Source organism: Paraburkholderia sp. NPDC080076 (genome assembly GCF_050281145.1).
Taxonomy (GTDB): domain Bacteria; phylum Pseudomonadota; class Gammaproteobacteria; order Burkholderiales; family Burkholderiaceae; genus Paraburkholderia.
This window is the reverse complement of the sequence record NZ_JBNNWQ010000008.1, coordinates 43,552-64,546: the sequence shown is the minus strand read 5'-3', so window position 1 is coordinate 64,546 and position 20,995 is coordinate 43,552. Positions and strand designations below refer to the sequence as shown.

17 protein-coding genes are annotated in these 20,995 nt (G+C 63.9%); 12 read left to right on the top strand and 5 right to left on the bottom strand.

Features of this window, described 5'->3' with window-relative positions; translation table 11 throughout:
- Positions 1-66: 66 nt before the first annotated feature.
- Complete coding sequence (locus tag ACQKRQ_RS28040; RefSeq protein ID WP_427480961.1) at positions 67-936, bottom strand: LysR family transcriptional regulator; 870 nt, start codon at positions 934-936, stop codon at positions 67-69.
- Between the two features lie 367 nt (positions 937-1,303).
- Between ACQKRQ_RS28040 and ACQKRQ_RS28035 the strand changes: the two genes are divergently transcribed.
- The 3 genes from ACQKRQ_RS28035 (at position 1,304) to ACQKRQ_RS28025 (ending at position 8,040) form a co-directional block, all read left to right on the top strand.
- Positions 1,304-3,958, top strand: a complete 2,655-nt coding sequence (locus tag ACQKRQ_RS28035; RefSeq protein ID WP_427480960.1) for a GNAT family N-acetyltransferase — start codon at positions 1,304-1,306, stop codon at positions 3,956-3,958.
- 368 nt (positions 3,959-4,326) lie between these two features.
- Positions 4,327-6,093 (top strand): filamentous hemagglutinin N-terminal domain-containing protein, encoded by a 1,767-nt coding sequence (locus ACQKRQ_RS28030; protein ID WP_427480959.1) that lies wholly within the window; start codon positions 4,327-4,329, stop codon positions 6,091-6,093.
- A gap of 216 nt (positions 6,094-6,309) precedes the next feature.
- Entirely contained in the window at positions 6,310-8,040 is a 1,731-nt protein-coding gene (locus tag ACQKRQ_RS28025; RefSeq protein WP_427480958.1) for a ShlB/FhaC/HecB family hemolysin secretion/activation protein, read from the top strand.
- 126 nt (positions 8,041-8,166) lie between these two features.
- On the opposite strand, the gene ACQKRQ_RS28020 is transcribed toward ACQKRQ_RS28025, so the two are convergent.
- Both ACQKRQ_RS28020 and ACQKRQ_RS28015 read right to left on the bottom strand, forming a co-directional pair.
- Entirely contained in the window at positions 8,167-8,712 is a 546-nt protein-coding gene (locus ACQKRQ_RS28020) for a hypothetical protein (protein WP_427480957.1), read from the bottom strand.
- Positions 8,713-8,843: 131 nt separating this feature from the next.
- The gene (locus ACQKRQ_RS28015; RefSeq protein ID WP_427480956.1) at positions 8,844-9,632 is read right to left on the bottom strand and encodes an IclR family transcriptional regulator; all 789 of its coding nucleotides are present in this window, start codon (positions 9,630-9,632) and stop codon (positions 8,844-8,846) included.
- A 320-nt stretch (positions 9,633-9,952) separates the two neighbouring features.
- Here ACQKRQ_RS28015 and ACQKRQ_RS28010 point away from each other — a divergent pair, with 320 nt between their 5' ends.
- From ACQKRQ_RS28010 to ACQKRQ_RS27970, 9 genes are all read left to right on the top strand, one after another.
- Positions 9,953-11,002: a sugar ABC transporter substrate-binding protein gene (locus ACQKRQ_RS28010; RefSeq protein WP_132383524.1), complete on the top strand. Its 1,050-nt coding sequence runs from the start codon at positions 9,953-9,955 to the stop codon at positions 11,000-11,002.
- The gene (locus ACQKRQ_RS28005) at positions 10,999-12,519 is read left to right on the top strand and encodes a sugar ABC transporter ATP-binding protein (protein WP_427480955.1); all 1,521 of its coding nucleotides are present in this window, start codon (positions 10,999-11,001) and stop codon (positions 12,517-12,519) included. Before ACQKRQ_RS28010 ends, ACQKRQ_RS28005 begins: the two co-directional genes overlap by 4 nt.
- Complete coding sequence (locus ACQKRQ_RS28000; protein ID WP_132383528.1) at positions 12,509-13,564, top strand: ABC transporter permease; 1,056 nt, start codon at positions 12,509-12,511, stop codon at positions 13,562-13,564. Before ACQKRQ_RS28005 ends, ACQKRQ_RS28000 begins: the two co-directional genes overlap by 11 nt.
- A gap of 25 nt (positions 13,565-13,589) precedes the next feature.
- Entirely contained in the window at positions 13,590-13,916 is a 327-nt protein-coding gene (locus tag ACQKRQ_RS27995; RefSeq protein ID WP_427480954.1) for a UxaA family hydrolase, read from the top strand.
- Between the two features lie 42 nt (positions 13,917-13,958).
- A complete protein-coding gene (locus ACQKRQ_RS27990) occupies positions 13,959-15,278 on the top strand; it encodes a UxaA family hydrolase (protein ID WP_132383532.1) in 1,320 nt (439 codons plus the stop codon).
- Between the two features lie 184 nt (positions 15,279-15,462).
- The gene (locus ACQKRQ_RS27985; RefSeq protein WP_132383534.1) at positions 15,463-16,503 is read left to right on the top strand and encodes an aldo/keto reductase; all 1,041 of its coding nucleotides are present in this window, start codon (positions 15,463-15,465) and stop codon (positions 16,501-16,503) included.
- Between the two features lie 7 nt (positions 16,504-16,510).
- Positions 16,511-17,341: an amidohydrolase family protein gene (locus ACQKRQ_RS27980; protein ID WP_427480953.1), complete on the top strand. Its 831-nt coding sequence runs from the start codon at positions 16,511-16,513 to the stop codon at positions 17,339-17,341.
- A 58-nt stretch (positions 17,342-17,399) separates the two neighbouring features.
- A complete protein-coding gene (locus ACQKRQ_RS27975; RefSeq protein ID WP_132383538.1) occupies positions 17,400-18,143 on the top strand; it encodes an SDR family oxidoreductase in 744 nt (247 codons plus the stop codon).
- 66 nt (positions 18,144-18,209) lie between these two features.
- Positions 18,210-19,058 (top strand): ureidoglycolate lyase, encoded by an 849-nt coding sequence (locus ACQKRQ_RS27970; protein ID WP_132383540.1) that lies wholly within the window; start codon positions 18,210-18,212, stop codon positions 19,056-19,058.
- Between the two features lie 164 nt (positions 19,059-19,222).
- On the opposite strand, the gene ACQKRQ_RS27965 is transcribed toward ACQKRQ_RS27970, so the two are convergent.
- Positions 19,223-20,575, bottom strand: a complete 1,353-nt coding sequence (locus ACQKRQ_RS27965) for a pyridoxal phosphate-dependent decarboxylase family protein (RefSeq protein WP_427480952.1) — start codon at positions 20,573-20,575, stop codon at positions 19,223-19,225.
- 55 nt (positions 20,576-20,630) lie between these two features.
- Positions 20,631-20,876 (bottom strand): ArsR/SmtB family transcription factor, encoded by a 246-nt coding sequence (locus ACQKRQ_RS27960; RefSeq protein ID WP_427481169.1) that lies wholly within the window; start codon positions 20,874-20,876, stop codon positions 20,631-20,633.
- Between the last annotated feature and the right edge of the window lie 119 nt (positions 20,877-20,995).

Below are 20,995 nucleotides of genomic sequence, written 5' to 3'. Positions count from 1 at the left end.
GGCCTCGTCGAAAAACGAGGCCTTTTGCATTGACGCCCATACGGTAGCCGACAAAATCATCAACGCTCACCCCAGCTTCAACACTTCTTCCCGCATCCACCCCGCCAGCGCCTGCACATGTTCGAGCCCCACATGCCGCTGGGGAATATCGAGCCAGTACCCGAACGGCCCGCTCACTTCGACATCGGAAAACTGCGCGAGACTGCCGTCCGCCAGTTCCTCGACGATCATATTCCGGTCGACGACCGCCAGCCCCGCGCCTTTACTTGCCGCGCGAATCGCCTGCTCCAGCGTCGAGAACTCGATGCCGTTGTCCGCGTAACGCGCGGGCATGCCGGCCTTGGCCAGCCAGTTAGGCCACAATTCCAGCCGGGCGTCGTTGTGCAGCACGTGCAGCGCCGGCATGCGTTCGAGTACCGCGTCGAGCGGTTGACCGAGCAGGCGGGGCGCGCCCACGAGCACGTGGCGCTCCATCATCAGCAATTCGGAGTGCGCATCCGGCAGCGCCTGGCGGCCGAAGCGAATCTGGCAGTGAAAGTCGCCGTGCGCCTCGGTGCGAACGGATAATTCGACGTCGGGCAATTCCACCGCGAGCGAACCCAGCCGCGGCGAAAACCATTGCGTGGCGAAAGTGGGCGGCAGAGCGAGCACGAGACGCCGCCGCCCCTTGGCGGCCGTGATTTGGCGATAGCCACGCTCGATCGTGTCGAAGGCTTCGGACAGGCATGGCAGCAATTGCAGGCCCGCCTGTGTGAGACGGATGCCTTTGTGGTCGCGCTCGAACAGTTTCGCGCCGAGCGATTCTTCAAGCAGCTTGATTTGCCGGCTCACCGCGCCTTGGGTCACGCACAGCGCAATGGCCGCGCGATTAAAGCTCATGTGACGAGCAGTTTCTTCGAAGAAGCGCAACGCGATCAGCGATGGCAAGCGCCGCATAAATCACCTTCTGTTACTTTTAATCGTGCGCGATTCGGCCTGAAGATGGTCGGACTGCGGACTCTGGTTGTGCTGCGTCGCCAGCCGCGCGTTTGTCTCCTGCACGCGCGATCCGAACCGCCATCGGCCGGCGATCTTTCAACCGGAAACGGCCATCGTGGCGGCCGGAAGATTGTCGCATTGGCGCCCGTCGTTTTGCTTGATCTCGATAAGAAATATCCGTGGCGGGCCCTGAGCCGTCGACCGCGACCGGGATGCCTACCCGGCGTTCGAGGAGAAGCGCCGCGCGAGCGCCCAACTTCGCCTATGCTGACGAGACGCGCCCGGCCGCCGAGCCGGCTCGCCTTCCCCCGTCTTCGGAGCGCCCGTGACCGTTCGCAATCTCGACGCCTTGTTTCGACCCAAATCCGTCGCCGTGATCGGCGCTTCCGAGCGGCCCGGCAGCACCGGCGCGATGGTGTGGGCGCGCGTGCTGGAAGGGGGCTTCGAAGGCCCGCTGTGGCCGGTCAATCCGAAATACGAAACGCTCGGCGACCATGCCGTGATCGGCGACCCCGGCGACCTGCCGGAAGCGCCCACGGTCGCGCTGATCTGCACGCCGCCGGCGACGTGGCCGGGCATCATCCACAAACTCGGCGGCTTGGGCACGCGCGCGGCGATTATCGTCGGCGAGGTACGCTGCGATGAGGATCGGCTCGCGCTGCGGCACGCGCTCTCGGCCGCGCGCCCGAATCTGCTGCGGATCGTCGGGCCTGGCAGTCTCGGCGTGGTGTCGCCGGCATTGCGCGCGCATCTGGGCGCGCCGTCGTGCACGGTGAAGGCGGGCGGCGTCGCGTGGGTGTCGCAGTCGAACGCACTGACCAATGCCGTGCTCGGCTGGGCGCATGCGCGCGGCCTCGGCTTCTCGCACGCCGTGGCGCTCGGCGGCGAAGCGGACGTGGACGCGGGCGACGTGCTCGATTATCTGGCTAGCGACCCCGGCACGCGCGCCATCCTGCTCGAACTGGATACCGTGCGAGCGGCGCGCAAGTTCATGTCGGCGGCACGCGCGGCGGCGCGCAACAAACCGGTGCTGGCGCTACGCTCCGGCCGCGCCGATCCTGCGGACGGCCTCTATACCGCAGCGTTCCGCCGCGCCGGCATGGTGCGGGTCGATGCGCTCGACGACTTGCTCGACGAAATCGAGACGCTCGGCGTGGGCCGTGTGGCGGCGGGCGCGACGGCCACGCTGATTACGAGCGACAGCGGCTTGGCCACGCTCGCCTGCGACGCGTTTGCCGCGGCTGGCGACACGCTCGCGCCGTGGCCCGATGAAGCGTCGGATGCGTTCAAGCAGACTTTGCCGTACGCGGTCGGCGGCAATCCGCTGCAACTCGGCGACGACGCGCGTCCTGAGCATTTCGGCACCGCGCTCAAACTGCTCGCGGATCATCGCAGCACCGGCACGGCCTTCGTGGTTCACGCGTCGACGCATGGCGCGCCAGTCGGCGAAGTGGCGCGGGCCTTGATCGCGAATCAGCGTTTCGCTTATCGCGGCTTGCTCGCGTGCTTCTTCGGCGGCGTGGATGCCGCCACGCGCGACGCGCTGCACGCGCAGGGCATCCCGGTTCATACGACGCCGCAGCGCCTCGCGCGCGCCTTCGCACGGCTGGTCGATTACCGGATGGGGCGCGAACTGCTGATGCAGACGCCGGAGGGCTTGCCGGCGCAAATTCCCGAATGCATCGACGCGGCTCAGGCTCAGGCGCGCGCGGTGCTCGGCGCAGGTGAGCACCAACTAACCGGCGAGACGGCGGCGCGGTTTCTGGGGCGTTTCGGGTTGCGGGTGGAAGCGGGAGGCGTAAGTGCGAGCGGGGGCGGGGCGGCGGACGCTGCGCGAGACGTCGCACGGGGATCGGCGCAGGGTGCCGCGACAGACTCCGCGCAAGGACAGCGGCAGGAACCAGCGTTGGGCGCTACGGCTGGTTTCCCGCAAGGACAGGGGGAAGGCCGGGAGGAGGCGCCGGGCGCTGCGGCTGGTTCGGCGCAAGGGCGAAGTCAACAGCAAGCGAGCGCGCAACGCGCTGTGAAAGCCTCAACAGTAGCTTCGGCTGCACCGCAGTCGCCGGACTGCCCGGAAGAAAGCGTCGACCCGTCTACCAGGCCCGTCGTCGATATCGCTGTCGAACTCCACGATAACGACAACTTCGGCCCTGTCTTCAGCTTCACGGCGCCATCGGCTGACGGTGTGTCCGAATCGCTGCGCGTCTACGGCCTGCCGCCGCTCAATCCGATGCTCGCGCGCGACATCGTCACGCGTTCGCCGTACGCGCGGCTGGTTGCGCCGGAGCCGGCGCTGGCCGCACTGACGGCGCTCTCGCAAGCCGTCTGCGACGTCAAGGAACTCGTCGGTCTTGCGCTGACGCTTAGGGTGTACCGCGATCACGTGATAGTCGTCGATCCCACGCTAACCGTCGCGCCGACGCGCAGCCGCCTCGCGATCATGCCGTACCCGCGCCGCTTCGAAGAGACGCTGGACTGGCAGGGTGCGCGGGTGACGGTGCGGCCGATCCGTCCGGAAGACGAGGCCGCGCACCATGACTTCGTCGAAGCGATGACGCCCGAAGATTTGCGCCTGAGGTTTTTCGGCGCGGTGGGCAGCTTCGACCACTCGCAGCTCGCGCGCATGACGCAGATCGACTACGACCGCGAAATGGCGCTGATCGCCACCGTGCAAAGCGAAGAAGGCTTCACCCGGACGCTGGGCGTGGTGCGCGCGGTCGCCGATCCCGACAACGAAACCGCTGAGTTCGCGGTGGCGGTGCGCTCGGATCAGAAAGGCCGGCGCCTCGGCCAGTTGCTGATGGACCGGATCATCAAATATGCGCGGGTGCGCGGCATCCACTGGCTGGTCGGCGAGGCGCTGCGTGAAAATACCCCGATGATCGGACTCGCCAAAGCCTGCGGTTTCACGATTACGCGGACGGAGGATCCGGGTGTGGTCGGGTTCAGGATGGCGCTCGATGAGCCAGCGGCTAACTGACCGAGCGACGGCAGCGGTAAGACCGGCCGCGGAGGAAATTTCGGGAGATCGTGTTAACGCATGTCGACGTCGCGGCGAACTTTTGAGCTGGCCGTAGTGGGTGCCACTCACTCCGCATACCGACAAAAACCACTAAATCTTCAGACGTTTCTCAAGCCTTGTAAATGGGAGCTTACATAGACTCTTACAGCCAGATTACTTTCTGGCTCCGAGTATCCGCATAGGTGTATCCAGCGAACTGTTGCTCGGGTGGGATTTTATTTAGCTCTCTTAACAGGTCAACAAATGAATCACAAGAAACGTACCCGCGAGACTCACCAGGGCACGGGGAAACCAGGCTACCGGCTGGCGCTCGTGCCGGCAAGTTGATGGCGGCGTTGGGCTGCGCCAATACCGCTTGGGCCGTCGACGGCGGTGTCGTGGCAGCGGGCGCCGGCGCCATCAAAACGCAGGGCAACAAGACGACCATTTCGCAGTCCAGCGACAAGATGATCGTCAACTGGAAGAACTTCAACATCGGTAAAGAGCAGTCGGTGATCGTCAATCAGCCGGGCGCCACCTCGGCTGTGCTCAACCGTGTGACGACGGCGGACGCGACTCAGATCGACGGCGTGCTGAAGGCAAACGGCCGGGTGTTCGTGGTCAATCCTGCCGGCGTGGTGTTCGGCAAAAGCGCCAAGGTCGATGTGGGAAGTCTGGTGGCTTCGACGCTCGACGTGACCGACCAGCAGTTTATGGATGGCGGCAAGCTAGGCCTGAACGGTAGCAGGAACATCAATCTCTTTTCGCGCGGCGGCGAAGGCAAGGTCACGAATAACGGTCAGTTGACCGCGCAGGAATCGGTGATCCTGTTAGGCACTCAGGCCGCCAACTACGGCACGATCCTCGCCAAGGACGTGAGACTCGGTGCAGCAAATGGCGTGGCGATGCAGATGAACGATTCGGGCTTTGGGGTCATGCTTGGCCGGCAGGCGCAGAATGCGCTGGCGGCAAACTATGGTGTGATCGCTGCGAAGGGCGGCGACGTCAATCTGTCCGCGGCGGCCACTGGCGCCATGCTCGCCACTGTCGTTCAGAACACAGGGACGATTGAGGCGACCAGTGCGTCGTCGGGTAAAGGCGGCTCCATCACGCTGGGTTCCGAACTCGACGGCAAGATCGGTGTGGGTGGCCGTCTGACAGCTGACAAGGCTATCAGGATCGTTGCCTCACCGATGGCCTATGTCGATTCTCCGTTCGACGCATCCACGCAACCTGACGGCGGATATTACGGACTCACGGGCCACGATATCACGGTGGAGTCAGGCGCAAAGCTGCACGCGGCGATCGGCGACGTCAGAATCGACACAGCGGGCGGCAATGTCAGCACGAATGGCCAGATTGACGCAGGCAGCGCCGCTATCAGCGCCGATCGCGGCATCGTTGCCACGAACGGCGGGATTAACGCCGACCGCGTGTCGCTGACGGGCGGCGTTATTGACATCAATGCGCCGATCCGCGCGGGGAGCCGCGTAGATGTTTCCGCTGACGGCGATGTGAACCAGCATGCGGACGTGAAGGCAACTACCGGTTCGGTCAACGTGGCCGGCATCAATATCATCCAGGCCGATGGCGTCAAAACTTCGGGCGATACCAGCGTCTCGCTAATATCGAGGTCGGTTCGGCCGAATACGGTGACCACTGGTCAAATCCGCGTGGCGAATGTCACTGGCACGACCATCAATATCAACGGCGGCGACATCACGCTGGCGGGGGATCTGAAGGCAGACAATGACATCGCGGTTAGATCGCTACGAGGCAGCATTCCGTGTCAAGGAGAGATTTGCATTGCCGTGATGCAAGGTGGCCACCTGGTCCAGACAGGCAACGTGACCAGCCGCAACGGCAACGTTACATTGAACGCCGCAACCACTGTCTCGCAGCAGCCCTCGTCCCTAACCAAAGCCGGTAACGACGTCACGCTTAAAGCCTTCGACGTTCAAACCGGCCGCATTCAGGCCGGCAACAAGATTGCTGTCGATGCGTACGCGGCGCATATCGGCGGCAAACTGACGGCCCGCGAAATCAGCCTGCCGGCCAACACAGAGAACACGGACGACAACATCCGCATCAAAGCCAAGTCCGCGAACCTGTAATAGCAAGCGAGCGTGATGACGCACTTGAACGGTCCTTCATCACGCTAGTTGCAATCTTCCCCAAGCCGGGCAGGCAAGCCGACGTAACGAAGGGAGAGGCGTGCATCGCCTCTTCCTTTCTGACTGCGTAGTCGCAAGCCTTCCTCATTCCAGATTCATGCATCAGCACGGCTCTCACGAGCCTCTGCTGGCATTTATATTTCCAGCCCACTCATCGTGAAAGCCGTTCACCGATATCGGCCTATACGCCGTCGTTTTGGTGTCGCATGGCTGCCATTACTCGGCGCGACCGCATGGCACACTGCCGCGCAAGCCTACGAGCCGACGAATGCCGGCTCACTGCTTCGGCAAAATCCCGAACTGACGCGCGGAGTCGGCGCCGAGCCCGGAGTCGACCGAACGGCGCCAACACAGCCTTCAACCCCGCCCGAACCCACACCCGAAAACGGCGAGCTTTCATTCCCCGTCCATAGCTTCGACTTTGGCGGTGCGCTGTCCGCAGAGGAACAACAGCGCGTCGACGAATTCCTTGCGCCGTGGCGCGGGCGTAACGTCACGCTTTCGCAGTTGCGCGTGCTGCGTGACGCGCTTACCACTATCCTGTACCACGGCGGCGATTCTCTCGTGCGCGTCATCCTGCCGCCCCAGACAGTGACGGACGGCGTCATACACTTCGAGATCACGCGCGGCCACGTCGAATCGGTCAATGTCGAAAACAGCTCCGACGTGGCGACCAAACGGCTCAGGGAAATCCTCGAAAGCACCGGCAACGGCGCGCCTTCGCTGCGCGATATCGAGCGCAACGCACGCCTTGTCGAGGACATTCCCGGCATCGGCTCGGCGACATCCACGTTATCAGCGGGAACGCAGCCGGGCGGCACGGTTGTCACGGTCGACGTAGCGCCGGGCGATCGCTACTACGGCGCGGCGACCGTCGATAACGCGGGCTCGAGGCAAGCGGGCTGGCGCAGATTCGGCCTGACTGGTGGCGTCAACAATATGCTGGGACTAGGCGATCAGTTGCAGGCTACGGTCTATCTGACGCCGCGCTTCATGCAGACCAAGGCAGGAGAAGACGGGCAAACCCGCCTGGGCCGCATTTCCTACGACATGCTCACGGGTCTGGGCGCGAGTCGTGCGGGTATCGCGTACTCGCACGTGGATTACCGGCTCGGCGAAATGTTCACGGGCTTGGGTACGGGATCGGCCAATGTCGTCAGCATTTACGGCGTCGAGCCGTTGATCCGTTCAGACTCCGCGAGTCTCGATCTCGGCGCCAATCTCGACCTCAAACGTTCCAGCGACGAAAAGTTCGACAACGTGCTCCAAACCAGCCAGCGCAGTCTCGTTGCATCGGTGCGGGCTGACGGCGCCCTGGCTGGTGCAATCAGTGAGCGGCGCAATGTGATCCAGTACAGCGCGGTTCTCAGTCGCGGCACGGCAAAGCAGAGTGAATTCGACTATTCAAACAGCGCGCCCATGCTCGGCAGCCGACGATTCGACTTCTACAAGGCCGAACCAGCCATCGCCTACGTCCAGGCCATTACGCCGACCATCCGCGCGACGGTCCAGATGCGTGGGCAATGGGCCAGCCGCAGTCTCGACAGCTCGGAGCGGATGGGCCTCGGCGGTCCCTCGGCCGTGCGCGCCTGCGATCAGAATGCGGCCTCGGTCGACGACGGCCTGATCTTCTCGATCGCCGCGAGCAAATCCATACGCAGTTTGCCGGGTGCCGCCGTGCAGGTGTTCTATGACAATGCGCGAGGCAGAACACGTCAGGATGGTCCGATACCGGGCGCCTTCGTGCGATTGCAAGGCTATGGCATCGGCGCGAGCTACAGCGGCAAGCGTGTGGCCGCGCAATTGAGTTACGCGATGCGCGCGGGGCATCCCTTGGCGCAAACGGCTCGCCAACAGACGTGGGTTACCGTATCAACAGTCTTCTAGCGGGATCGAATAGCGGCGACAACGCCCACCCACCACACCCGCGCTCAAAAAGAAAAAGGCGGCACGCAGCCGCCTTTCTTGTCATACGCGTATAGAGTGCCACCCGCGATAACAGGGTGCTCAGACTTACGCCGCGAGTTTCTCCGCAGCGGCGTCGACCTGATCACGCGTCACCGCCAACTCCTCCAACCACGCGTCCCCATAAACCGCCCCCGTCTCACGTTCCAAACGCGCAATCGTCGCCGCGCAACGGCTCGCATCCTTCGGCGTCGCGATAAACGACTTCACCGATTCACCCGCCTTGAAGGCATCGAACAACGGCACGCGAATATCGTCCGGCAGCGCGCGCGTCGTCCATTGATACGGCTTGCCGTTGAACGTGAATTGCGGCGGCAGCACCCGCTCTTTCTTCGCGGCCGGAATCAGGCCGAACGTGCGCGCGGCTTCGCCGATCTGCTCCGGCGAAAACAGTTCGTCCGGGCTGATGTCGAATTGCTGAATGAACGTCTCGATGCTTTGCATCGCCGCCGCGCGGTCGTCGCGGCGCTTTTGCGCATGAGCGACGATGTCGCGCAGTTCGTCGGCTTCTTCAGGCGTGATCGTGAAGCTCGACTGCTTCTGTTGGAGTTCGGAAAAACGCTGGAATTCGGAATCGGTCAGAAGTTTCGCCATTGCTTATCGATGAGCGCGCATGAGCGAACCCATGCGGCGTGATTTTTGAGAGGGTCGCCATTCTAAACCATGTGCGCGAGGCGTCGAATTTCGACGAGCCGCCGCGCGGGTTCGCTTGCCCGCATGGCACGCTAGGCGGCGTTCTCGTGAAACATCGACAGCGCCTGGACCGTCTCGCGCAAGAGCGCGGTGGCGGCTTCAAGCGTCGGCGCGACGTATTCGTCGATACGCCGCAAATATGGACAGGTGAGGACCGCGATCGCCTGACCGGAAGGACCCTGGATCGGAAACGTGACGTCGGTCACGCCGAACGTCTGCTGGCTGTCCTTCTGCGAAAAACCCGCCGTGCGAATCCGCTCGCAGGCCTGCTCGAGCGCGGCGCGATCGATGGTGACCTCGCCCTTCACCTTGGTGTGTTCGGCCAGCATCTGTTCGCGCTGCTCGATGCTTTGAAACGCCAGCATCACGCGGCCCGAACCCGTATCGATCAGGCCGACGCGCGAACCGAGCCGCACCGAGATGCCCCACGTACCGGGACCATCCACCTGCGCGATCACCAGCAGATTGCCGCGGTCGTACACCACGAGGTGACACGACTGTTCGGCAACGTCGGCAAAGCGCTGCATGAGCGGCAGCGCTTCGGAGATCAGACGGTTCATCGGCGGATGACGGTGGGCGAGCGCGTACAGCTTGAGGCTGAGCGAATACCGGTCACCCGCCGCCGAGCGCACCACGTACTGACGCGCGACCAGCCGTTCGAGCATGCGATACATCTCGCTCGCATTGCGTCCGAGCAGCTTGGTGATTTCGGCGCGCGTCAGTCCTTCCTTCTGCTCGGCGAGCAGTTCGAGGATGTCGAGGCCTTTGTCGAGCGCCGGGGCGCGGTAGCGGTCGGCGTCGTCTTTGTCGTCTGCGTCCATCGTGAGCGAAGTTCCTTGGGCTGTTCTCATTATGTGGCGCGTGAGTGTAAGTGCGTGACGAATCTCGTAGAGGTGGCGTTCGTCCAGGGAAAACACGGACGGTTAATGCAGTGTACATGCCTTGACTTAAAAAAGTCCGTATATGAATAATACGTTCATTGGTGAATGAGCGCACGCCAATACTCACACGAATCGATCAGAAAGCGCTGGACGAAGTGCCGGGCCCCGCAGCCGGGTTCACGCAGTTCCCACAACAACCATCGTGTATGGGATGGGAGTCAGTGCTAAAGCGCTGAGTCCCATCGACACAGGAGACAACCATGTCGTTCACGAAAGGGCCGCTCACGGCCCGCCGTTTGTTCCGCAGTTCGTTGTCCGCGGTTGCAGCCGCTGCGTGCCTCGCCGGACTTGGTGTGACGGGCGCCGCGCAAGCCGCCGACACCGGCAAGATCGGCCTCGGTCTGCCGCTGCTGACGTCGCCGTTCTGGCAGTCGTACAACAACTATCTGCCCAAATATGCGAAGGAGAGCGGCCTCGACATCCTCGCGCCGGTCAATTCGAATGGAGATCCCGTCCAGCAGATCACGGACATGAACAACCTGCTGAACCTCGGTGCGAAGGGCATCGTGGTCGGCCCGCTGGATTCGGCCGCGATCAGCCGTGCGCTCGACGCCGCCGCGGCGCGGAATGTGCCGGTCGTCGCCGTGGACGTCGCGCCCACGCAAGGCAAGGTCGCGATGGTGGTGCGCGCCGACAATCACGCGTACGGCGAGAAGGCGTGCAAGTACATCGGCGAGCACGTGAAGTCCGGCAAGGTCGTGCAGATCATGGGCGACCTGGCATCGGTCAACGGGCGCGACCGGTCTGAAGCATTCCGCTCTTGCATGAAGGGCTATCCTGGCGTGTCGGTGCTGGAAATTCCCGCAGCCTGGAAAGGCGACGTCGCGGCTACCGCGCTCGACAGCCTGCTGACCGCCAATCCCGACGTGAAGGGCATTTACATGCAGGCAGGCGGTGTCTATCTGTCGCCGACGCTGCAAACCTTGCGGCGCAAGCAGATGCTGTTTCCCGCCGGCGATGCGAAGCACGTCGTGATCGTCAGCAACGACGGCATTCCTCAGGAATTCGAGGCGATCCGCCGCGGCGATATCGACGCAACCGTGTCGCAGCCCGCCGACTCGTACGCGAAATACGGCCTGTTCTATATCAAGGCGGCGTTGGCAGGTCAGACCTTCAAGCCGGGCCCGACCGATCACGGCAGCAACATCATCCAGTTGGCGCCCGGCATTCTGGAAGACCAATTGCCCGCACCGCTCGTGACGAAATCGAACGTCGACGACAAAGCCTTGTGGGGTAACACGGTCAAATGAGCGAACTCACGCCCTCCGTGCCCGTGGTCGAAGCGCTTGAGGTCACCAAACGCTTCGGCTCGACGGCCGCGCTGAACGACGTGAGCATCCGCGTGATGCCCGGCGAGTCGCATGCGCTCGTCGGGCGCAACGGCGCGGGTAAATCGACGCTGGTGTCGATCCTCACCGGCCTGCGCAAGCCCGACACCGGCGAGGTGCGTTTCAGCGGCGCGGCCGCGCCGTCGATCGCGAATCGCGACGCGTGGCGCGAGCGCGTGGCGTGCGTCTATCAGCATTCGACCATCATCCGCGATCTGAGCGTCGCGGAGAATCTGTTCATCAACCGGCAGCCGTTGCGCGGTGGCGTGATCGATTGGCAAGCCATGCGGCGCGACGCGCGCGCGTTGCTCGATCACTGGAAGATCGACGTGCGCGAAGATGCCCGCGCCGGCGATCTGTCAGTGGAAGCGCGGCAACTGGTGGAGATTGCGCGCGCGCTGTCGTACGGCGCGCGCTTCATCATTCTCGACGAACCGACCGCGCAGCTCGACGGCGACGAGATCAAGCGCCTGTTCCGGCGCATCAGCGAGTTGCAGCGGGAGGGCGTGACATTCCTCTTCATCTCGCATCATCTTCAGGAAGTCTATGAAATCTGCCAGGCGGTGACGGTGCTCCGCGACGCGCGGCATATCGTCAGCGCGCCGGTTTCCGCGTTGCCGCGCGAGCAGTTGATCGAAGCGATGACCGGCGAACGCGGCGGTCTCGCCGTCGCCGATGCGGCGGCGCGCGCCGCGTTGCCCGCAGACACGGCGGTTGCGCTGGAAATTAAAGAACTGGCCGGCGCCGATTACGAAGGCGTGTCGTTCACCGTCAAGCGCGGCGAAGTCGTCGGCTTGACCGGCGCGACGAGCAGCGGCCGCACGAGCGTGGCCGAAGCGGTTGCGGGTCTGCGTGCCGCCAAACGCGGCACGATCAGCGTGGACGGCGCAACCTTGCCGCCCGGCGATGTACCCGCGGCGCTCGCGCACGGCATCGGCTGTGTGCCGAAGGATCGGCATCACGAAGGCTTGGTGCTCACGCAATCGGTTGCGGAAAATGCATCGATGACGATCGCGCGCGTGCTCGGCAAGTTCGGCATCGCGCCGCCCGCGAAGAAGAGCGCCTTCGGTCAGAAGATGATCGACGCGCTCGGCATCGTCGCGCAAGGTCCGGAGCATGTCGTGTCGGGTCTGTCCGGCGGCAACCAGCAGAAAGTGGTGATGGCGCGCGCGCTGGCCACCAATCCCAATGTGCTCGTGCTGATCGATCCCACCGCGGGCGTCGACGTGAAATCGAAAGAAGCGCTGCTCTCCGTCGTGGATCGCGTGCGCGAAGAGGGCAAGGCCGTGCTGGTCGTGTCCGGCGAGCTCGACGATCTGCGCACCTGTGACCGCGTGCTGGTCATGTTCCGTGGCCGTGTCGCGGCCGAATTTCCCGCGGGTTGGCAGGACCACGACCTGATCGCATCCGTTGAAGGAGTCAGTCTCCATGAAGAATAGTGTGCCCAGTCCTGCATTCGGCACCGCGCAAGCTGCGGCTCAGCCGCCGTTGGTCGCGCAGGCGTCACGCGGCAAACGCGCGCGCTCCGAACTCGCGCGTCTGCGCGAGTTGGCCTTGCTGCCCGCGCTAGCTTTGCTGATCGTGATCGGCGCGTTTGTCAGCCCGAGCTTTCTGACCAAAGCCAATCTGATCAGCGTGCTGGGCGCGTCGGCGGCGTTGGCGCTCGTCGTGCTTGCCGAATCGCTGATCGTGCTGACCGGCAAGTTCGACTTGTCGCTCGAATCGACGGTCGGCATCGCACCCGCTGTGGGCGCGATGCTGGTGATGCCGGCGGCGTCGGCGGGCTTCGGCATGCAATGGCCAGCGGCGGCCGGCTTGCTCGCCATTGTGGTGGTGGGCGCGGTGATCGGTTTGATCAACGGCTTTCTCGTGGTGCGCTTGCGGCTCAATGCGTTCATCGTCACGCTGGCCATGCTGATCGTGTTGCGCGGCATGCTGGTCGGCGCGACCAAAGGCGGCACGCTGTTCGATATGCCGCCGTCGTTCTTCGCGCTCGCCACCACTATCGTGCTCGGCTTGCCCTTGTCCGTGTGGCTCGCGGCGGTGGCGTTCGCGATTGCGGCCTTCATGCTGCGCTATCACCGGCTGGGGCGCGCGTTGTACGCCATCGGCGGCAATCCGGAAGCGGCGCGCGCAGCGGGGATTCGCGTGGAACGCATCACGTGGGGCGTATTCGTGCTCGGGAGCATACTTGCCTCGGTGGGCGGTCTGATCGTGACCGGCTATGTCGGCGCGATCAACGCGAACCAGGGCAACGGCATGATCTTCACGGTGTTCGCGGCAGCGGTGATCGGCGGCATTTCACTCGACGGCGGCAAGGGCACCATGTTCGGCGCGCTCACCGGCGTGCTGCTGCTCGGCGTCGTGCAGAACCTGCTGACGCTTGCCCAGGTGCCGTCTTTCTGGATTCAGGCGATTTACGGCGCGATCATCCTGGGCTCGCTGATGGTGGCGCGCCTCGCCAGCGGCGAAGGTCAAAACTAATGCGCACGCACCTCGGAGAACTCATTTGACCAGCCGCCCATTGCAAACGGACCCGCGCCTGATCCTGCTCAGCCCCGCCGACAACTGCCTGATCGCGGCGGCGCGTCTGGACTGCGGCACGCAAGTCGAGATCGAAGGCGAGCGCGTGACGCTCGCCAAGACCATCGAACTCGGCCACAAGGTGGCGCGCCATGAACTCGCGAAAGACGACAAGGTGCTGCGCTACGGCGCAGTGATCGGTCACGTGACAGAAGCCGTGGCGCGCGGTGCGCATCTGCATACGCACAATCTCGAAAGCGATTACCTGCCGACGTACACACACGACGCGGGCCACGAATTCGTCCATCACTGATGTGGGCACAATGACGTGGCCTCGCGCCGCGCTGGATCGATCATGACTGACATTTCCGTAGCATCTCCATCTGCCGAATCGCAGCAGCCCGCGTTGCAAGGCTATCTGCGCCGCGACGGCCGCAAGGGCATCCGCAATGTGGTTGCGGTGGCGTATCTGGTCGAGTGCGCGCATCACGTCGCGCGCGAGATCGTCACGCAGTTTCGCGAACCGCTCGACGCGTTCGACGATCCTTCCGCCGAACGCGAGCCACCCGTGCATCTGATCGGCTTTCCCGGCTGCTATCCGAACGGCTACGCCGAAAAAATGCTCGAGCGGCTCACCACGCACCCCAACGTGGGCGCGGTGCTGTTCGTATCGCTCGGTTGCGAGAGCATGAACAAGCACTATCTGGTGGACGTGGTGCGCGCGAGTGGCCGTCCCGTCGAAGTGCTGACGATTCAGGAAAAGGGCGGCACGCGCAGCACGATTCAATACGGCGTCGACTGGATTCGTGGCGCGCGCGAGCAACTCGCCGCGCAGCAGAAAGTGCCCATGGCGCTGAGCGAACTGGTGATCGGCACGATTTGCGGCGGCTCGGACGGCACCAGCGGCATCACCGCGAACCCGGCGGTGGGCCGCGCGTTCGATCATCTGATCGACGCGGGCGCGACGTGCATCTTCGAAGAAACCGGCGAACTGGTGGGCTGCGAATTCCATATGAAGACGCGCGCGGCGCGCCCGGCGCTCGGCGATGAGATCGTGGCCTGCGTCGCGAAGGCGGCGCGTTATTACTCGATTCTCGGCCACGGCAGTTTTGCGGTCGGCAACGCGGATGGCGGACTCACCACGCAGGAAGAAAAATCGCTGGGCGCGTATGCGAAGAGCGGGGCGTCGCCGATTATCGGCATTATCAAACCCGGCGACATTCCACCGACCGGCGGCCTGTATCTGCTCGACGTGGTGCCGGACGGCGAGCCGCGCTTCGGCTTTCCGAACATCAGCGACAACGCGGAGATCGGCGAACTGATCGCCTGCGGCGCGCATGTGATTCTGTTCACGACCGGACGCGGCTCGGTGGTCGGCTCTGCGATCTCGCCGGTGATCAAGGTGTGCGCGAATCCCGCGACGTACCGCAACCTTTCCGGCGACATGGATGTCGATGCAGGCCGCATTCTCGAAGGCCGCGGCACGCTCGACGAGGTGGGCCGCGAAGTGTTCGAGCAAACGGTGGCGGTGTCGCGCGGCGCGGCTTCGAAGTCGGAGACGCTCGGTCATCAGGAGTTCATCCTGACGTACAAGACGTTCGAACCGGTTGGGCCGGCTTGCTTGCCGTCGAGCGCCGCAGCGCAGCATCGGGTCGTTGCGATCGAGCCGCACTGAGCGGCAGGTCCGCGGGCCTAGCAACAAGCCGTCTGTATACACCGTGGGCAAACCTCGCCCATGCATGGTAAAACACGAATGGGATCGGACTAAGTGCTTTGCATGGGACCAGAGTAGGCGTTGAACCGCCGACTCTGGTCGACAGCTGAAGCGCCAACTCCGATCGACACTGGAGACGCGCTCAATGACCGCAACGATCGGATCGAAGATCGGGCAACGGCGCCGCATCGGCCGCGGGCCTTTGCAGGTGACCGGATTGGGACTCGGAACGGCGCCGCTCGGCGGCCTCTACCGCGATCTGACCGATGAAGAAGCTCACGCCACCATTGCCGCCGCGTGGAACGCAGGCGTGCGCTATTTCGACACCGCGCCGCATTACGGCAATACGAAGGCCGAGCATCGTCTGGGCGACGCGCTCCGGCGCTATCCGCGCGGCGACTATCTTCTGTCCACCAAAGTGGGCCGCCGTTTCGTGCCGCGCACCACGCCTTTCGACGACAAGGAAGGCTGGCAAAACCCGCTTCCTTTCGAAGCGATTTACGACTACACACACGACGGCATTCTGCGTTCGTTCGAGGACAGCCAGCAGCGCCTCGGCATCGTCGAAATCGACATTCTGCTGGTGCACGATATCGGTCGTGTCACGCACGGCGACAACCATCCCCATTACTGGCGGCAGCTAACCGAAGGCGGCGGTTTTCGCGCGCTGGACACATTGCGCTCGTCTGGCGCGATCAAGGCAGTCGGACTCGGTGTCAACGAAGGCGCGGTCATACTCGATGCGATGGCCGAGTTCGATATCGATTGCGCGTTGCTCGCGGGCCGTTATACGCTCCTCGAACAGACCACGCTCGACGACCTGTTGCCGGCCTGTGAAAAACGCGGCGTCAGCATCCTGTTAGGCGGCGCGTTCAACTCGGGCATTCTGGCGCGCGGCGTCGAAGGCGATCTGAAATTCAATTACGGCAAAGCGCCGCCCGAAGTGATCGAGCGCGTCGCGCGGCTGGAAGCGGTTTGCCGTACGCACGGCGTGCCGCTGGCGGCCGCTGCCTTGCAGTTTCCGTATGCGCATCCGGCGGTCGCCACCGTGTTGACCGGCGCGCGCAGTGCCGACGAATTACGCGAGAACGCCGCGTCGTTCGAGAAGCCGATCCCCGCGGCCTTGTGGTCCGCGTTGCGCGACGAAGGCTTGCTCGACAGCCGCGCCCCCGCGCCAGAGGATTGAGTTGACGATGCATATCGATGCCCACCAGCACTACTGGGATCCCGCTCGTGGCGATTACGAGTGGCTCACGCCGGAACTGAAAATCCTGTACCGGACGTTCGGCCCGGAGGATCTCAAGCCGTTGCGCGAACGCGCGGGCATCGAACGGACGGTGGTGGTGCAGGCGGCACCGACCATCGACGAAACGCGTTATTTGCTGGACATGGCGCGCCATGAGCCGTCGATTGCGGGCGTGGTCGGCTGGGTGCCGCTGTTGCTGCCCACGGCGCCGGAGGTGATCGAAGCCTTGGCGCAAGAGCCGAAGTTCAAGGGCGTGCGGCCGATGCTGCAGGATTTGCCGGACGACACATGGATCGCGAACCCCGATCTCGCGCCGGCGATCGAAGCGCTGATCGCGCACGACCTCGCGTTCGACGCGCTGATTTACGCGCGCCACGTCGAGCCTTTCGAGACCTTCGCGACGCGCTTTCCGGCGCTGCGCATCGTCGTCGATCATGGGGCGAAGCCGCCCATCCGCTATGGACGCGCGGGCTATCCAAGCTGGGCCGATGCGATCACGCGGCTCGCGCAACTGCCGCACGTGCATTGCAAGCTGTCGGGCCTCGTCACCGAGGCATCGCCCGGCTGGAGCGAGGAAACGCTGCACCCGTACGTCGATCATCTGCTGAAGTCATTCGGTCCGGCGCGCTTGATGTGGGGCAGCGACTGGCCGGTGCTCGATCTGAACGGCGACTATCTGCTTTGGCATTCGGTGGCCAACACGTTGCTCACGTCGTTGAGCGAGGGCGAGCGCGAAGCGGTTTTCGGCGGTAATGCCGCCGCGTTTTATCGACTGTGATTTCTGCAAGAGACCTGAAGCAAAAGCAAATGCAAAGCCCATTCAACTGGAGTCGTAGATGACACAAAGACTGGCCGGCAAGACGGCCCTGATCACAGCGGCAGGACAAGGCATCGGACTCGCCACCGCCGAACTCTTCGCACGCGAAGGCGCGCGTGTGATCGCCACGGATATCCGCATTGACGGGCTCGCCGGCAAGCCGGTCGACGCGCGCAAGCTCGACGTGCGCGACGACGCGGCGATCAAAGCGCTGGCCGCCGAACTCGGCGCGATCGACGTGCTATTCAACTGCGCGGGCTTCGTGCACGCGGGCAATATTCTCGAATGCAGCGAAGAGGATTGGGACTTCGCGTTCGACCTGAACGCGAAGGCGATGTACCGCATGATCCGCGCGTTCCTGCCCGCCATGCTGGAGCACGGCGGCGGCTCGATCATCAATATGTCGTCGGCGGCATCGAGCGTGAAGGGCGTGCCGAACCGCTTCGCGTATAGCGCCTCGAAGGCCGCGGTGATCGGGCTGACCAAGTCCGTTGCTGCGGACTTCATCACGCGTGGTGTACGCTGTAACGCGATCTGCCCGGGCACGGTGGCTTCGCCGTCGCTCGAACAGCGGATCGTCGCGCAGGCTCAGGCGCAAGGCGCGACGCTGGACGCCGTGCAGGCCGCCTTTGTGGCGCGTCAGCCGATGGGCCGCATCGGCAAGCCGGAAGAGATCGCCGCGTTGGCGCTGTATCTCGGGTCCGACGAATCGTCGTTTACCACGGGCCATGCGCATGTGATCGACGGCGGCTGGTCGAACTGACGCACGCCGACCCACGCCGACTCAAGCTGAACCACGAACCGAACACCACTGAAAGGAAGTGCAAGGATGAAACTGCTTCGTTATGGGCCGAAAGGCCAGGAAAAACCGGGCCTGCTCGACGCGCAAGGCAAGCTTCGTGATCTGTCGAAAGTGGTCGCCGATATCGACGGCGCCGCGCTGACCGACGAAGGTCTCGCCAAACTGCGCGCGCTCGATCCGGCCTCGCTGCCGCTGGTCGAAGGCAATCCGCGCATGGGTCCGTGCGTCGGCAAGATCGGCAAGTTCATCTGCATCGGCTTGAATTACGCGGATCACGCGGCCGAATCGAATCTGCCGGTGCCCTCCGAGCCGGTCATCTTCAACAAGTGGACGAGCGCGATCAGCGGCCCGAACGACGACGTCGAGATTCCGCGCGGCTCGAAGAAAACCGATTGGGAAGTCGAGCTCGGCGTGGTGATCGGCAAGCCGGCGAAATATATCGACGAAGCCAACGCGCTCGATTACGTTGCCGGATATTGCGTGATCAACGACGTGTCGGAACGCGAATGGCAGATCGAACGCGGCGGCACCTGGGACAAGGGCAAGGGCTTCGACACGTTCGGCCCGATCGGCCCGTGGATGGTCACGCGCGACGAAGTCGCCGATCCGCAGAACCTGAGCCTGTGGCTCGAAGTGGATGGCCACCGCTATCAGAACGGCAGCACGAAGACGATGGTGTTCGGCGTCGCGAAACTGGTTTCGTACGTGTCGCAGTGCATGAGCCTGCAACCGGGCGACGTGATTTCGACCGGCACGCCGCCGGGCGTCGGCATGGGCGTGAAGCCGAATCCGGTGTTCCTGAAGCCGGGCCAGACAATACGTCTGGGTATCGAAGGTCTGGGCGAGCAAACGCAGAAGACGTACGCGGCGGAGTAATTCGCGCTCGCAAGCTTTACTGCATGAAGAAAGGCGGTTTCTGCATCGACAGGCAGGAACCGCCTTTTTAGTTGGCGTCGTTACCGCTCAGTTGCGCCGTTCCATGAGCAGTCGCGTGAGCGGCGCCGCTAAACGATCAACTTGCGTGTCTTCGGCGGCGCCGTTCAGGCGCGTTGTTCCGCAAGCAAGCGTGCGAGCAGCGCCACCAACTGATCGACGTGCGTGTCCTCGGTGCGCCATGACGACACGCTGATGCGAAACGCCGGCCGGCCTTGCCAGACAGTCTGGCCGAACCACGTTTCGCCCGACGCCTGCGCCGCTTCGCGAATCGCCACCGTCTGCGCGTCGGTCTTCGCGCGCACCAGCACCTGGTTCAACACGACGCGATTCAGCACCTCGAACCCGGCGGCGCGCAGACCTTCAGCGATTCGTGCAGCCTGCGCGCAATGCCGGTCGACCATCTCCTGCACGCCGCTGCGCCCGAGCGAACGCAACGCCGCCCAGATCGGAATGCCGCGCGCGCGGCGCGAGAACTCGAGATTCACGTTCTTCTGCGCGTCATGCGCGCCTGTCAGATAGACCGCGTCGCTGTTCATCGCCGATGAAAGCGCCTGCGCGTCGCGGCAGATCGCCATGGCGCCGTCGTAGGGCGTGTTGAGCCACTTGTGGCCGTCGGTGGTCCAACTATCGGCGCCGTCGATGCCATCGGTCAGCGCCCGTTTCGACGACGCCCGCGCCCACAGACCGAACGCCCCATCCACGTGAATCCATGCGCCGGCCGCCTTGGCGCGGGGAATCAACTCCGCGAACGGATCGAATTCGCCGGTATTCACTTCGCCGGCTTGTACGCAGAAGATTGTCATGTCGTCGAGCGGCGGCAATTGCGCGGGGTCGATGCGGCCATGCTCATCCACGGGCGCGCTGATCACGCGCTTCATGCCGAAGCCGAGCACGCGCAACGCCTTCTTCACGGTGATGTGGGCCATCTCGGAGATCACGACGCGCACCTGCGGCGCGCCGTCCAAACCGTCGTTGTCGAAATCCCAACCCTTGCGCGCGAGCAGCGCGCGTCGCGCCGCCGCGACGCAAACGAGCGTGCACGCCGTCGCGCTGGTGCCGAAGCCGATCGCCGCTTCGCGCGGCAGATCGAGCGCGTCGAGCACCCAGCGCGCCGCGATTTTCTCCAGCGTGGCCGCGACCGGCGAGTTGTCGAAGGTCGACGCGCACTGGTCCCACGCGCCCATCAGACGCTCGGCCGCCGCGGCGGCCGGCAACACCGCGCCGATCACAAAGCCGTAATAGCGCGGATCGTTCGACGCTACCGTGCCGGGCGTTCCGCTTTCGTCGAGCAGACGCAGCACGTCGGCGGGCGCGTGGCCATGTTGCGGGAAGGCTTCGTCGAAGGCGGCGAGTTGCGCGAGCGCGGCCGCATCCGGAAACACCCGGCGCTTGCCGATGCCGGCAAGGTAAGCGTGCGCGCGCCGGTCGGCGTCCGCGAGAATTGCGAGTTCGTCCATGTGGCTCCCTTGATGATCGAAAAACTGTTGGCGTGGTCCCTTGAAGACCACGCGCCTAAAGATTGGCGAGGTCGCGGCCGAGCTTCTGCAACTCGGCGTCGATGCGCTTGTAGTACGTGAATTTGCCGATCCGCTGCGCGCGCACGAGTCCCGCATCGGCGAGGATGCGCATGTGACGCGTGGTGGTGGCGGGCGCTATGCCGAGCTTGTCGGTGATGAACGTGCAGCACACGCCGACTGTTTCGATATCCGCATGGTCCTGATACGGGAAATGCCGCGTCGGCTCTTTCAGCCAGCGCATGACGGCGAGCCGGCTGGCGTTGGCGAGCGCGTTGATGCGGGTGAGTTCGTCTGTCACGAGGCGGCGCGCCGAACGGAGTCAAAGATCGATAACGTTTCGTATATTAGCTAAATGACGAA

Coding starts and splice junctions, on each gene's coding strand:
- ACQKRQ_RS28030 (WP_427480959.1), top strand. CDS start 4,327: ATGGCGGCGTTGGGCTGCGCCAATACCGCTTGGGCCGTCGACGGCGGT.
- ACQKRQ_RS28000 (WP_132383528.1), top strand. CDS start 12,509: ATGAAGAATAGTGTGCCCAGTCCTGCATTCGGCACCGCGCAAGCTGCG.
- ACQKRQ_RS27975 (WP_132383538.1), top strand. CDS start 17,400: ATGACACAAAGACTGGCCGGCAAGACGGCCCTGATCACAGCGGCAGGA.
- ACQKRQ_RS28020 (WP_427480957.1), bottom strand. CDS start 8,712: ATGGCGAAACTTCTGACCGATTCCGAATTCCAGCGTTTTTCCGAACTC.
- ACQKRQ_RS27965 (WP_427480952.1), bottom strand. CDS start 20,575: ATGGACGAACTCGCAATTCTCGCGGACGCCGACCGGCGCGCGCACGCT.
- ACQKRQ_RS28015 (WP_427480956.1), bottom strand. CDS start 9,632: ATGGACGCAGACGACAAAGACGACGCCGACCGCTACCGCGCCCCGGCG.
- ACQKRQ_RS28040 (WP_427480961.1), bottom strand. CDS start 936: ATGCGGCGCTTGCCATCGCTGATCGCGTTGCGCTTCTTCGAAGAAACT.
- ACQKRQ_RS27980 (WP_427480953.1), top strand. CDS start 16,511: ATGCATATCGATGCCCACCAGCACTACTGGGATCCCGCTCGTGGCGAT.
- ACQKRQ_RS28005 (WP_427480955.1), top strand. CDS start 10,999: ATGAGCGAACTCACGCCCTCCGTGCCCGTGGTCGAAGCGCTTGAGGTC.
- ACQKRQ_RS27960 (WP_427481169.1), bottom strand. CDS start 20,876: ATGCGCTGGCTGAAAGAGCCGACGCGGCATTTCCCGTATCAGGACCAT.
- ACQKRQ_RS28010 (WP_132383524.1), top strand. CDS start 9,953: ATGTCGTTCACGAAAGGGCCGCTCACGGCCCGCCGTTTGTTCCGCAGT.
- ACQKRQ_RS27970 (WP_132383540.1), top strand. CDS start 18,210: ATGAAACTGCTTCGTTATGGGCCGAAAGGCCAGGAAAAACCGGGCCTG.
- ACQKRQ_RS27990 (WP_132383532.1), top strand. CDS start 13,959: ATGACTGACATTTCCGTAGCATCTCCATCTGCCGAATCGCAGCAGCCC.
- ACQKRQ_RS27985 (WP_132383534.1), top strand. CDS start 15,463: ATGACCGCAACGATCGGATCGAAGATCGGGCAACGGCGCCGCATCGGC.